The organism is Pedobacter sp. 05T44 (assembly GCF_056395985.1).
The window spans coordinates 15,372-28,441 of the sequence record NZ_JBFTKO010000015.1 but is presented as its reverse complement, the minus strand read 5'-3'; the positions used below and the strand labels follow the sequence as shown (position 1 = coordinate 28,441).

Sequence of the window (13,070 nt, the reverse complement as noted above, 5' to 3'; positions counted from 1 at the left end):
CATAAATTGCCCTTCAGTTAACATACAAGACCTTAAGAATTATCTTATGCAAAAGTTCCTTACCATTGCCCTGTTGGCATTTTTTTCTTTACAGGTTAAAGCACAATCCAAATTAAACGTTGTATTGGCTGGCCTTAGTCATGATCACGTAAACCTGATAATGGATAGCTACAAAAAAGGAGAGGTAAACATCATTGGTATTGCAGAAGAAAACCCGGTTTTAGTAGAAAGATTTAAAGCCCGCTTTAAGTTTGCTGATTCAATATTTTTCACAGACTTAAAAGAGCTCCTGAAACACCGTAAACCTGATGCAGTACTTGCTTACAATGCGATTGAAGATCATTTAATGGTAGTAGAGGCAGCTGCTCCTCTTGGTATTTCTGTTATGGTAGAAAAACCTTTAGCTGTATCTGTAAAACATGCTGAGCGTATGGCCGCATTAGCCAAACAATACAAAATCCATTTGTTAACCAATTACGAAACCACATGGTATCCAAGCAATCAGGAAGCATACACCCGAATTAAACAAAGCAGTGCTATTGGAGACATTAGAAAAATAGTTGCACATGATGGCCATGAAGGACCTAAAGAAATTGGGGTAAGCAAGGAATTCTTAAATTGGCTTACAGATCCAAAAAAGAATGGTGGAGGTGCGATTATAGATTTTGGTTGTTATGGTGCAAATCTTATGACCTGGCTAATGAATGGAAAAGCGCCCATTTCAGTTACTGCATTAACACATCAGATAAAAAAGGATGTTTACCCGAACGTTGACGATGATGCAACAATATTACTCGAATATCCAACGGCAACTGGCATCATAGAAGCTTCATGGAACTGGCCGTTTAGCATAAAAGACATGGAAGTATTTGGAAAAACAGGATACATACAGGCAGTAAACTCAAATACACTTCGTACCAAGGAAAACGGAAAAAACAACTATCAGCTAGAAGAAGCCAAACCTTTAGCGCCGGCGCATAGCAACCACCTTAACTATCTTGCTGCAGTGCTGAAAAATGAAGTAAAACCCGAAAATGATCTATCATCACTAAACAACAATCTGATTGTAGTAAAAATATTGGAGGCAGCTAAACGCTCAGCTAAAGAAGGGCGCAAGGTACTTATTAACTAAATTAATTCACCAAAAACTATCTATTTACCAGCTTCATTGAGCCCTCATTGTAGCGCTCACCTGTATTTGGATAACGAAGGAGTAGTTCATCGATGATTTTTAAGTCGTTGGCAGATAATGTAAGATCAACCGCCCCTACATTTTCTTCAAGGTATTTTCTTTTCTTGGTTCCCGGGATAGGAATTACATCATCGCCTTGAGCCAGTACCCATCCAAGTGCCAATTGGGCCGCTGTACATCCTTTTTCCTGTGCCAGCTTTCCAAAATCATGCGCAAGCCCTTCATTGTTCTTTAGGTTATCCCCGCTATAACGTGGAAGTGTTTTACGGAAGTCGGTATCATCAAGCTGTTCCACATTTAAAGCGTTAGTTACCAAACCTCTTGCCAGCGGGGAATAAGGGATAAGTGTAATCCCAAGTTCACGCACGGTACTCAATATCTCACCTTCCACATCTCTGGTAAGCAACGAATATTCACTTTGCAACGCCGTAATTGGATGCACTGCATGAGCTCTACGGATAGAAGCAGGCGATGCCTCGCTCAATCCAAGATACCGTACTTTACCTTCTTTTACCAGCTCTGCCATAGCTCCGACTGTATCTTCAACCGGAACGTCTGGATCTATCCTGTGAGCATAATACAAATCAATTGTATCTATTTTTAAACGTTTTAAGCTATTTTCTACAGCAACCTTAATCCATTTTGGTGAACCATCAAAGTAAGTTCCAGAAGCATTACTTGATCCTGCAATGTTATCTTTAAATCTGAATCCAAATTTAGTAGCAATAAAGACCTTATCTCTATTGGGAACTAAAACTTTAGAAATTAGTTCTTCATTATTTCCATTTCCATACATATCAGCAGTATCCCAGAAATTAATTCCAAGATCAAGCGCTTTATGAAGTGTTGCAATACTTTCTGTATCGTCAACAGGGCCATAAGCAAAGCTCATTCCCATACAGCCCAAACCTATCGCCGATAGCTGTTCTTTTGTTTTACCCAAATTCCTGTATTTCATAACTTTTAGATTTTATGATCCAAAATTACCTAATTACCAAGATCGGTAGTTTAAAGGATTCAAACAGATCATTATAAAATTCAAACAGCAATATTTCTAATCTCTTTTGGTGTACGCTGGGTTTGTTTTTTAAAGAAGTTATTAAAATAAGCAGGATATTCGAAGCCAAGCCCATAAGCTACCTGAGCAACATTCCAATCTGTATGCTGCAACAAAGCGATGGCTTCTTTTACTATTCTGGATGAAATGTGTTCGGTGGTTGTTTTACCTGTAACCTCTTTAACAGCACGATTAAGGTGATTTACATGAACGGAAAGATTTTCAGCATAATGATTGGCAGTTTTTAACTGGAGTCCCATTTCAGGTGTATCTATAGGAAATTGCCTTTCAAGTAATTCCAGAAATAAACCTGCTATCCTTGAGGAAGCATTGGTATTTTTTTCAAAATTCAGAGCAGGTTGCAATTTCATGGCCTCATGAATAATGAGATGCAGGTAATTACGTAACAGATCATACTTATGAATATAATCTGAGGATACTTCAGAAATCATTTTCTTAAAGATGACCGAGATTTCTTGCTGCTGCTCGTCATTTACAAAGAATATTGGTGATCCCCCTATTTTAAACAACGGTGAATCCTGTAGGGTTCCTATTTTTTCATTAGAGTGTATAAACGCCTCTGTAAACAAACAGAACCAGCCTTCCTGATCATCTGAAGCTGCTTCCCACGAATATGGAATTACCGGATTTGAAAAAAGTAATGCAGGCCTATCAATTTCAATCCATTTATCGGCATAATGTAATTTGCCCTTACCTATTATAAGTGATACTTTATAAAAATCACGTCTTATGTAAGGGGCATTGTTAAGGCATGATCTACGCTCAAACACATTAAAATGCCCTGCGCCAGCATTGTGAAGTGAGAGTCCTAACGGATTTGCCTGTGGTACCCGGCTATAAAACTCTTGTAGAGATTCAATTTGTTCCATTCAACAAAAATTATAAAATTCAAACAGATATAAAGTTGCGGTTTCTTACAATTTCCTCCGTCGTCTTCATGTCATTAAATACCGTCTGCGATTTAATTTACTAAAAAGGGCGCTTCAATTGTATCTGCATCCTTAAGTACAAGATCTGTTAATGATTGGATTAATTTATTTACAAGACCTAAGGTTAACTGATCGGTTATATTACCCTGCTCGTCTATTTTACTCTTAATACCTGGAATTAAAAGCTGTGTATCTACTGTCATCTTTGACTCTATAATTAAAAGTGTACCCAATAAAGAAGCATGCGCTTTTTCTCCAGATAATGACGCGGTGATTAATGCGACGGGTTTTTTAGAAAATTCCATTGACGAAACCGTCCAGTCAATCGCATTTTTTAAAGTACCAGGCACTCCCATAGCATACTCTGGAGTACAGATCAATATTGCATCCGCAGCTTTAAGATGCTGCCTGAAATCGGCAACTTGTATTGGTGGTGTCTCCAGATCGAGATCAGGATTAAATTGAGGAATATCAGATAGGCCTTCAAAAATGTTTATTTCAAAAATATCAGAAGTTAACCGAGCAATTCCTTTTATCAGATTAAGATTAGAAGATGTCTTTCTAGTGCTTCCGGAAATGGCTATTACTTTAATTTTACGGGACATAATAAGTTTTTTCTATTTTGTACACTAAAGTCTATTAGCAAGTCTCTTATTAATTTCGTCAAGCAGATACTCTTTGGGATCTGATGAATACTCCCAAAACATTACTCCCGCCAGACCATGTTCTTTTACATACTTGCATTTATTCTTTACGGATTGCTCATCTTCATAGGTAATAAAAGTCTTGTTCTTTTCATTAAAAAGATAAGGCGCTTTTGCCCCCTTATCTACAAATCTTTTGTAACCATTTTTATTAATAAGGCTATCTTTTAAAAGTGTATAACCCTTTCCAAATTGACCAGAAACAACTTTATCTCCAAGCCCTTTCTTACCACTTTCATCAATTTTAAAATTGCGGCCATAAAATGCTATTCCCATAACTAATTTATTGGCAGGAACGCCCGCAGCTATAAAAGCTTTTATCGTTTTATCAGCAGAGCTATTAGACGCTATCTTTTTTGAATCGTATAAATTAGCATGATGACTGGCCGTACCACCGCCAGTATACAAGTCGTAGGTCATCAGATTAACGTAATCCAGATATTGTTGAGCTTTCCCCATCTCTGAGGTATTCAAAAAATCAGTAAAACCACCAACAGCAGTACTAAGAAGCTTCTTTTGACCTGTCTCCTTCTGAAGTACATCTAATTCTTTACGGATCGCCTGAAACATTAATGTGAAATTCTGCTTATCCTCGGGTCTATACACATTACCTTCTTCTCCTGGCCGGGCAGGATACTCCCAGTCGATGTCTACTCCATCCAGATTATACTTTCTTATAATATCTACTGAACTCTGTGCAAATTCAGCTCTGGAGGAATCGGTTAATACCGCATCCGAAAAGTTCTCACTCCATGCCCATCCACCTATTGAAATAAATATCTTAAGATCAGGATTCTTTTGTTTTAACAGATTTAATTTTCTAAAATTTACAGTATCCGTCTTCAGGTTTCCTAAAAATGCACTATTGCCTTTTACATTTACAAAGGCATAATTTATATGCGTAAGTTTTTGGGCAGCAATCTTATCGGTATTTATTAACCCTCTAAATCCGGCAACGTATCCAATTATTACTGGTTTACTTTTTACGGAATCTGATTGAGAAAATGCATTAGTTACCAGGAGTAAAATGGTGGTTAAGCCACAAACAGAGAACTTGAGATACTTTTTCATAAACTTAAATAGGAATATAAATATAATCCTATTTAAGTAATTTAACCTCATAAAGATCATTACGCCTGTCCTTAAGTATCCTAACGGTACCAAAATGATGAATTTCATCAAGCAGGTGTAGGTCAACATCTACAACCAACATCATTTCTGTATTGGGTGTCGCTTCAGCTTTAACAGCATTGGTAGGAAAAGCAAAGTCAGAAGGTGTAAATACTGCCGATTGCGCAAACTGAATATCCATGTTGTTTACTTTAGGCAAATTCCCTACACAGCCGGCAATAGCCACATAGCATTCGTTTTCTATGGCTCTGGCTTGTGCACATCTTCTTACTCTGGTGTATCCATTTTGAGTATCGGTAAGAAATGGAACAAATAGAATCTGCATTCCCTGATCGGCGTAGATGCGGCTCAACTCCGGGAATTCGACATCATAACAAACCAGAATCCCTACTTTCCCGCAGTCGGTATCAAATACCTGAATTTTATCACCCCCAACCATACCGTAATATTTCCGTTCATTTGGAGTAATATGAATCTTTCTATATTCATCTGTTTTTCCGTTTCTGTGGCAAAGATAGGTGGCATTGTACAGCTTATTATCTTCTAATATTGGCATACTGCCCGAAATGATATTTACATTGTATGAAACCGCATATTCCTGAATTTTAATAACAATCTCTTCGGTAAGTTCTGCAAGTTTACGCATCGCCTCCATTTCTGGCAAGTGATTGTAAGGCTGTAAAAGCGGAGTATTAAAAAATTCCGGGAACATAATAAAATCGGATTTGTAACCGCTCACAGCATCTACAAAAAATTCTACCTGCTCATAAAAAGCATCCATGGTAGGGAAAAGACGCATTTGCCATTGAACCAATCCTATACGAATGGTTTTTGCAGATCTTGCCGAAGCATCAACTCCCTGATAATAAATATTATTCCATTCAATCAGCGTTGCAAATTCTTTAGATTCATGATCGCCCGGAAGGTAGTTTTTTAATACCTTTCTTACGTGAAAATCATTAGATAATTGAAAGGTAAGTGTTGAATCGTATAATTCCTTAGCTTTTACTTTATCGATATACTGTCTTGGGCTTAGTGTATCGGCATGTTCATGATAGCCGGGGATGCGCCCGCCGGCAATGATGCTCTTTAAATTTAAGCTTTCACAAAGTTCCTTTCTGGCTTCATAAAGCCTGCGGCCTAAGCGCAGACCGCGATATTCAGGCGAAACAAAGATTTCTATTCCGTATAAGGTATCTCCATTGGGATCATGGGTAGAAAATGTATACCTACCGGTTATCATTTGATAGGTGTGTTTATCTCCATACTCATCATAGTCCACTATAATAGATAATGAGCAGGCCACTACTTTCTCGTCTACAGCAATGCACAACTGGCCCTCAGGAAATAATTTTAATAGTTTAGCGATAGTTTGCTTGCTCCAGATTTGTCCTCCCAGGGTATCATATGCCTGCTCCATAGATTCCTTTAGGTCACTATAATCTTCGAGCGTCAATTTTCTAATTTCAATATTCATGAGTACGTGTTGTTATACTTGCTAGTGCACATAAATAGTGCCTGAAATATATTTTGAAACAGAATTACCCACCCTGCAAAGCCATATTCCAAGAACTTCTTACTATATTTAGCAAGGTGCGATAGATTGAATTTAAACCAGCTTAAATGTGCCAAAACCATTCAACCAAAAGATAAAATGTTAAAAATTAAAACATTAAGACTGATGTTTACTTTTTACATGAGCTTTTTCACTACAGCTTTTGTATTAACTTTGGTGTCGGCATACATGCTATCCAAACTTGGTTCAGAAGCTTTCACTTTAATATTTTGGTTTAAAATAATTACCTACGGGATAATTATCTATTATATAAATAACTACAAAAATAAGGAGTTTTATTACTATCAAAACTTGGGAATACCTAAGCTTACTTTATGGATAGGTACCTTAACCTTCGACTTCCTGTTATTTGTTGCCCTTTTAATTTACGCCGTTAAATGATCCATAAACTTGAAGCCGATAGCATATTCCTTGAATTTGGTTCAAGAAGGATCTTATCTGATATTTATTTAAAGTGCGAAACCGGCAAAATAACTGGTTTGCTCGGTAGAAATGGAAATGGTAAAACATGTTTAATGAACATTATCTACGGCAATCTAAATGCTAACAGTAAATCCATTCGCTTTGACGATTTAACGGTTCAGGCTGCCTATAAGAGGCCTGATTTACTCCTATATCTTCCGCAGTTTAACTTTATACCACAAACTTTAACTTTAAAAAGAGTATTTGCCGACTTTGATCTGGACTTTTTTGAATTCGAAAACCGCTTCCCGGATTTTAAATCCAACTATAAAAGCGCTTTAAAAAGTCTATCTGGCGGCAACCGAAGGCTAGTTGAAGTATACATTGTACTAAAGGCAAAATCTAAATTCGCCATGCTGGATGAGCCTTTTTCACACCTGAGCCCCATAATGATTGAGGCAATCATGGAACTAATGAACGAGGAAAAGAAAAATAAAGGATTATTGATTACAGATCATATGTTCAGAAACATAATCGGGATCAGTGATAGTCTTTACGTTTTAACAGGAGGAAAAACCCATCTGACAAAAGCCGTTGAGGAACTTGAATTTTTAGGATACGCAAAGGCTTAGCACTACTCGTAATTGATATATCATATTAAGCTTAGAAATCAAATTTGACTCTTGCACGGATTCCCCATTCAGAAACCATAGGATTATCAAGATACGTGAAGCGTTTTACCAGATCAACCCTAAGCAATTTAAAGATATTTCCTACACCAACACTTCCCTCAATATAAGGATCTCTACTTAGTGAGTTTGTGATAGGTACTCCATCCTGATTCAGTACAAATTGCATTGCGCTATTATTAACCGCAGGGTTGTTTTCATTCCGCAGACCACCATATAGCGCCTTAAACGACATTACTTCTCTTAGCTTCAGCTTTTTTAATAATGGTATTTTATTAAAGAAGAAACCATTAAAGTTTTGATCTATGTTGATGCTAGCGTAATGATCACTAACAAACTCCAGAAAGTTCATTAGGTTATACGATTGCAACTGATAAGCATAAGTTTGGTTTGCTCTGTGAATAGACAATAATGGGAAAGGCACTTTACCCAAAATATAAGCGCCTTCGAGTGTTACATCGGTATACCCAAATTGAGATAGATAAAAACGTTTATCAACGCTTCCCATGAAATTATGATAGTTATATTCACCTCCTAAAACTCCCTTTATACCTGCAGTATATCTGAAATTAAAAATAGGATACTTGTCGACAAGCGGGGTACGATATACCTTACCCTGATAAAACTTTTCATGTGGCGCGTACCTTAACTGAAGTGATATTTCTGATGTACTAATCGAGTTAGTTTTAATTAAATTATTGTCTCTTGAACTTGCAAAATACAAAGATCCGGCAGGTGTTTGATTCCATTTGCGCAAACCAAGGCTATAAGAGAAATGATTTTCGAACTCATGCACATAATCTATTCTGTAAAAATCATTGTACAACATCATATCATTCTCTCCCCTTTTGAAGGATAGCAAGAAGTTATCTTCTTGTACAAACTGCAATTCCTGACCTGGTATTTTTGTATCTCTCTGGAAACTTGCCCTTAAATAGTTTTGGGGAAATGCATAAATAGATTTATTGTTTAACGAATAGGTTCCGCTTAAGAAATACTTCCACTTCGTATCATTAAAGCCATAAGCAGCATATGTTTCAAAGTAATAACGTTTGCTAAGCGCCGGAGTAGTTCTTCCCCCTAAACGCAAACGAAAACCTTCAACACTATTAAAACTGTAAAAAGTATTTACCGGCCCCATTTCAAAAGGTCCAAAATCTTTATAGCCAGCAAAGAAAAGCGTAACCACATCCATTGTTCTTTTAAATGATGGGATAGTTTGCAGCGTATCTAAATTACTATACACCTTTAAATTTGTAGCACTAAGCGCTTCCGGACGGTTATCGGCCCAAAATTCTTCTGATCTTTTAGTGGCATCTGCAACTACAACAGGCACCGCTGAGCCATAATATGTAGTATCAGGATGGGGTTTGTTGATTTGGTAATCTTTAAAATTCACAGTTCTTTCGCCAGTAAATCCCGTTCCGCCTTTTTTACTTAAACCAAAATCAACAATCAGATTACTTTTACTAAGGTGATAACGCTTATCTGGATTCTGTTCAAAGTCGAGCTTAGCTTCTAACGCCCTAACGAAATTCAAATTAATATCCTTATTTACAGTAAGGTATGCATTTTGAACAGCATAATTCCCATCTAGCGTAATGTATAACTTTCCTTCAAACAAGAGGTCAGTATTGTTTCTTGGCATAAACGAAAGCTCAACCAGCTTTGGGTTATGATTTTGAATGGTATCAGTAATGAAAAACTTATAGAATGTAGGTGCACCATCTGCAATTGGACTTAACAACTGATTACTTACTACTGAGATATTGTTATCATAGATATCTATATCCTGATACATTCTATCGAAATAAGTAGTTAAGCCTTGGTTATCGATAAAACGTTCATCAAAGTTAACACGCTTATCAGCTACTATAATGGTCTTAAGTTTTTCCGGACTTTTGCGGAAATAATTGTTCGAAAGCTTTTCTTGCTGAAATACAGGAAGCATGGTTTTACCACCTATTTTAGTGGAGTCCTGTTCCTGAAACAAAAATTTATAATTACGGAATATCCTTTTGTTTTTAAACTTATCAGAAAGGTTACTCATAGAAAACATCATTCTTTCGTATTTCTTGTATTCAACGAAATCATAATGATCCATACGGTTCTTTGGTTTATTAGCAATGACATTTCTAATAAGCGCAACCGCAGGATTATCCTTATTTTTATATTTTGGTTTTTTGCCTGCCGTAATTACCACTTCATCCATTTGAGTAGTTTCACTCTGCAGCTGTACATCAATTGTCTGCGTTTTGCCTGGAACAATTGTTTTTACAACTGATTTGTATCCTACATAACTAAATTTAATCTGTGTATGGTCATCACTGATAGTAATACTGTATTGGCCGTCAGCATCTGTTCTACCACCCTTTTCAGTTCCGGTAATCAGAAACGAAACATACGGTAAGGTTTCTTTGGTTGTAGCATCTGTTACTGTACCGTTAACAACTGTTTGCTGAGCTTTTGAAGTAAAAGCAAACGCTATCAGTAAAATAACAGTTCCTATATATTTAAAATATTGATGTTTCATTATGTATTTCATTTACCTTGATCCCGCCAATGCAATGGCATTTACCGGATATAATTATTCAGGATGTCGGCAAAGGTACATCTCAACTTTTGAATATTATACTAAAATAGTCAGGATAAAGTCTTCAACCAGATGTTATGACATCAAGATGAAAAAGCAAAAAAATAAAGTCTGTAAATAGTTGATTAACTGAGCTGAATAACAAAATCTGTTTGCCCTGGTTGTAGGGTTTTTAATGAAAACAAAAAGCCATGATTAAGCAATATCTCTCTGACCAGAGTCAAACCAATACCCTGCCCGTCTTTCTTGGTACTAAAAAACGGACTAAAGAGCTGCTCACTTAAGTCCTCCGATATCCCCCTGCCGTTATCAGTAATTGTGAGCTTCTTTAATTTAGCGTCTAAACTAAACTTCACAATACCCTCCTGATCAAAAGCCTCTATCGCATTCTTAACAATATTAATCAGTGCCTGCTCCATTTGTTGTGAGTCGGCTGAGATGTAAAATGGAGTATTAGGTAAATCGAATCCAAAGCTAACACCACTTTCTTTTGCTTTGATAAGCATAAAATCTGAAACTGAATAAATTAAAGCAGTAAGATCAACCTGAAGTTTGTTTACGGGTGTCAGTTTTACCAAATCTGCAAAATTTCTCATGAACAGATTCAGGTTCTGATTTCTGGCAACAGCTACATACATTGCATTCTTTAAACTTGATTTATCTTCAGAGCTCCATATTTCATTGGTATCAAGAGCCATATTAATGATAGAATTTACGGGCCCTACTGTATTATTTACTTCATGAGCCATCATCCTGATTACTTTACCATAGGCATTCTTTTCCGCTTCAAAGATCTCCGCAGTCACTTCTTCAATCATTACAAACATTCGGGGAAAGCCCCTATCTATAAAATGAGATTTTTGGACCTTATAAGTATTTAAACTGCCAATTCTCATTGTTTTAGACTCACCAGCCTTAAGGGGCTCAAACTGAGCCAAAAGTATTTCAGGTCTGGTTCCCAATATTTCCTCTGCTTTTGGATTAATCTGCTTTATATGATTGTCGTAATCAAGGATAACAATACCAGTGGGTGAAGTATGAATCAGTTTTTCCAGAAAAAAATGCTGTGCTTCCTGTTTTGTCCTTTCTTCCCTTAATGCATCCATCATCTGATTGTATACATCTATGAGTTCATCTGTTTCTTTCTTCCCTGTTGGTAAAAACTTAACATTAAAATCACGATCATTGATGGCGCTAATCCCCTCCCTAAGATAATTTAAAGGCTCTACAAGCTGTTTATAAAGCCCTATTGATATCACAACAGAAACAATAACTAATACCTCAGAAATAATAAAAAATATCTTATTCTTCTCCAGAATAAGATAGCTAAGTCCTAAAAAGACAAGATGAAGAACAACAATAAAGAGGATATACTTGGTCTTTAACTTCATTCAGTTTAATCTTCTGCTTCATTAAATGGAATCTGATACTTCTCAAGTCTACGGTATAGTGAATTTCTTGTTATCCCAAGAGATGCAGCGGCTTTGGTAATCTTGTTTTGGTGAAAGCTCATTGCCCTTTTGACCATTTCAATTTCCATCTGCTCAAGTGTAATACTGCCTACACCGGGCATTTGTACATTCGCCTTTTTTGAAGGGGACAGATCTAATTGCGCTTTAAAATCATCTATACCAAGTTCATTATTCTTGCTCACTAAAATAGTCCGCTCTACCAGATTTTTCAGTTGCCTTATGTTGCCTGGTAACTCCAATTGCTGAAGCCACTTCATTGCACTGACTGATATTGATAACAATGGTCTATTGTAGATTTCTTTAAGATTATTAATAAAGAAATCAACCAATAAAGGGATATCATCTGATCGTTCACGTAAAGGCGGTAAGTTTATAGTGATCAGGTTGATGCGATACAACAAGTCTTCTCTGAAAGTGCCCGCACCGACCATTTCATTTAAATTTTTATTAGTTGCACACACCACCCTGACATCCACTACTTTACTTCGGCTGCTACCCAACACTTCATATGTTCTGTCTTGCAGCACCCTCAATAACTTAACCTGACTACCCGCTTCCAACTCTCCTATTTCATCTAAAAAGATAGTCCCTTTGTTAGCCATTTCAAATCGACCGGTTCTGTCGAAACGTGCATCAGTAAATGCTCCACGAACATGACCAAACATTTCACTTTCAAACAATGATGAAGATATTCCCCCAAGGTTCACTTTTACGAAAGGCTTATTCCGACGTGAGCTATTCTCATGTATTGCTTCTGCGATCAGCTCTTTTCCTGTACCGCTTTCTCCAAGAATAAGCACCGATGCATCTGTTGGCGCAATCTGCCCTATAGTTTCAAGTATAGCAAGCATCTGAGGATCTTCGGCAATAATTTGCTTAAAATTATATTGCTTATCCAATTGTTTTCTACTGCTATTCTTTGTTTTAGTAGTATTTAACTCAAGTAATGTTTTAACTGATTGTAAAACGTGTTCGTTGTTCCATGGCTTATTTATAAAATCATTTGCGCCAAGTTTCATGCCCTGAACAGCCAGTTGGATACTTGCCCATCCTGTAATCAAAATCACAGGTACTACAGCATCAATTTTTCTGATGCTGCTAAGCAATTCCATCCCTTCCACTCCAGTGGTATCAATAGAAAAGTTAAGATCAAGAAGAATCAACTCTGGAGTTTGCTCTTTGATAATAGTTAAAGCCTCTACGGCACTATCTGCCGACTTAACCTTATTACCTGCATTTTCAAGTAATAAAGTTAAAGAAGTTCTTACAGCAATATCGTCATCTACAATCAGTATCATATACAA

10 protein-coding genes are annotated in these 13,070 nt (G+C 36.8%); 2 read left to right on the top strand and 8 right to left on the bottom strand.

The genetic code is table 11. The annotated features are described in order from the left end of the window. Nucleotides 1–46: 46 nt before the first annotated feature. Entirely contained in the window at nucleotides 47–1,132 is a 1,086-nt protein-coding gene (locus AC1DDK_RS20045; protein WP_337717829.1) for a Gfo/Idh/MocA family protein, read from the top strand. A gap of 16 nt (nucleotides 1,133–1,148) precedes the next feature. Here the strand turns inward: AC1DDK_RS20045 and AC1DDK_RS20040 are convergent, their stop codons facing one another. The 5 genes from AC1DDK_RS20040 to AC1DDK_RS20020 form a co-directional block, all read right to left on the bottom strand. Then, nucleotides 1,149–2,150 (bottom strand): aldo/keto reductase, encoded by a 1,002-nt coding sequence (locus AC1DDK_RS20040; protein ID WP_172662457.1) that lies wholly within the window; start codon nucleotides 2,148–2,150, stop codon nucleotides 1,149–1,151. A gap of 80 nt (nucleotides 2,151–2,230) precedes the next feature. After that, nucleotides 2,231–3,139: a helix-turn-helix domain-containing protein gene (locus tag AC1DDK_RS20035; protein WP_172662456.1), complete on the bottom strand. Its 909-nt coding sequence runs from the start codon at nucleotides 3,137–3,139 to the stop codon at nucleotides 2,231–2,233. 92 nt (nucleotides 3,140–3,231) lie between these two features. Further along, nucleotides 3,232–3,804, bottom strand: coding sequence for an NADPH-dependent FMN reductase (locus AC1DDK_RS20030; RefSeq protein ID WP_288883910.1), 573 nt, complete (start codon nucleotides 3,802–3,804; stop codon nucleotides 3,232–3,234). Between the two features lie 24 nt (nucleotides 3,805–3,828). Beyond that, the gene (locus tag AC1DDK_RS20025) at nucleotides 3,829–4,974 is read right to left on the bottom strand and encodes a glycoside hydrolase family 18 protein (protein ID WP_288883911.1); all 1,146 of its coding nucleotides are present in this window, start codon (nucleotides 4,972–4,974) and stop codon (nucleotides 3,829–3,831) included. Between the two features lie 28 nt (nucleotides 4,975–5,002). Further along, nucleotides 5,003–6,511 (bottom strand): bifunctional GNAT family N-acetyltransferase/carbon-nitrogen hydrolase family protein, encoded by a 1,509-nt coding sequence (locus AC1DDK_RS20020; protein WP_172662453.1) that lies wholly within the window; start codon nucleotides 6,509–6,511, stop codon nucleotides 5,003–5,005. 476 nt (nucleotides 6,512–6,987) lie between these two features. Between AC1DDK_RS20020 and AC1DDK_RS20015 the strand changes: the two genes are divergently transcribed. Then, nucleotides 6,988–7,644 (top strand): ATP-binding cassette domain-containing protein, encoded by a 657-nt coding sequence (locus tag AC1DDK_RS20015; RefSeq protein WP_337717831.1) that lies wholly within the window; start codon nucleotides 6,988–6,990, stop codon nucleotides 7,642–7,644. A gap of 31 nt (nucleotides 7,645–7,675) precedes the next feature. Here AC1DDK_RS20015 and AC1DDK_RS20010 read toward each other — a convergent pair whose 3' ends face one another. The 3 genes from AC1DDK_RS20010 to AC1DDK_RS20000 all read right to left on the bottom strand — a co-directional run bounded on the left by AC1DDK_RS20010 (nucleotide 7,676) and on the right by AC1DDK_RS20000 (nucleotide 13,064). Next, the gene (locus AC1DDK_RS20010) at nucleotides 7,676–10,234 is read right to left on the bottom strand and encodes a DUF5686 and carboxypeptidase-like regulatory domain-containing protein (RefSeq protein ID WP_288883912.1); all 2,559 of its coding nucleotides are present in this window, start codon (nucleotides 10,232–10,234) and stop codon (nucleotides 7,676–7,678) included. Nucleotides 10,235–10,419: 185 nt separating this feature from the next. Further along, nucleotides 10,420–11,685 (bottom strand): sensor histidine kinase, encoded by a 1,266-nt coding sequence (locus AC1DDK_RS20005; RefSeq protein ID WP_288883913.1) that lies wholly within the window; start codon nucleotides 11,683–11,685, stop codon nucleotides 10,420–10,422. Nucleotides 11,686–11,690: 5 nt separating this feature from the next. Next, a complete protein-coding gene (locus AC1DDK_RS20000; RefSeq protein ID WP_288883914.1) occupies nucleotides 11,691–13,064 on the bottom strand; it encodes a sigma-54-dependent transcriptional regulator in 1,374 nt (457 codons plus the stop codon). Nucleotides 13,065–13,070 lie beyond the last annotated feature (6 nt).

Coding starts and splice junctions, on each gene's coding strand:
- AC1DDK_RS20045 (WP_337717829.1), top strand. CDS start 47: ATGCAAAAGTTCCTTACCATTGCCCTGTTGGCATTTTTTTCTTTACAG.
- AC1DDK_RS20025 (WP_288883911.1), bottom strand. CDS start 4,974: ATGAAAAAGTATCTCAAGTTCTCTGTTTGTGGCTTAACCACCATTTTA.
- AC1DDK_RS20040 (WP_172662457.1), bottom strand. CDS start 2,150: ATGAAATACAGGAATTTGGGTAAAACAAAAGAACAGCTATCGGCGATA.
- AC1DDK_RS20010 (WP_288883912.1), bottom strand. CDS start 10,234: ATGAAACATCAATATTTTAAATATATAGGAACTGTTATTTTACTGATA.
- AC1DDK_RS20000 (WP_288883914.1), bottom strand. CDS start 13,064: ATGATACTGATTGTAGATGACGATATTGCTGTAAGAACTTCTTTAACT.
- AC1DDK_RS20005 (WP_288883913.1), bottom strand. CDS start 11,685: ATGAAGTTAAAGACCAAGTATATCCTCTTTATTGTTGTTCTTCATCTT.
- AC1DDK_RS20035 (WP_172662456.1), bottom strand. CDS start 3,139: ATGGAACAAATTGAATCTCTACAAGAGTTTTATAGCCGGGTACCACAG.
- AC1DDK_RS20030 (WP_288883910.1), bottom strand. CDS start 3,804: ATGTCCCGTAAAATTAAAGTAATAGCCATTTCCGGAAGCACTAGAAAG.
- AC1DDK_RS20015 (WP_337717831.1), top strand. CDS start 6,988: ATGATCCATAAACTTGAAGCCGATAGCATATTCCTTGAATTTGGTTCA.
- AC1DDK_RS20020 (WP_172662453.1), bottom strand. CDS start 6,511: ATGAATATTGAAATTAGAAAATTGACGCTCGAAGATTATAGTGACCTA.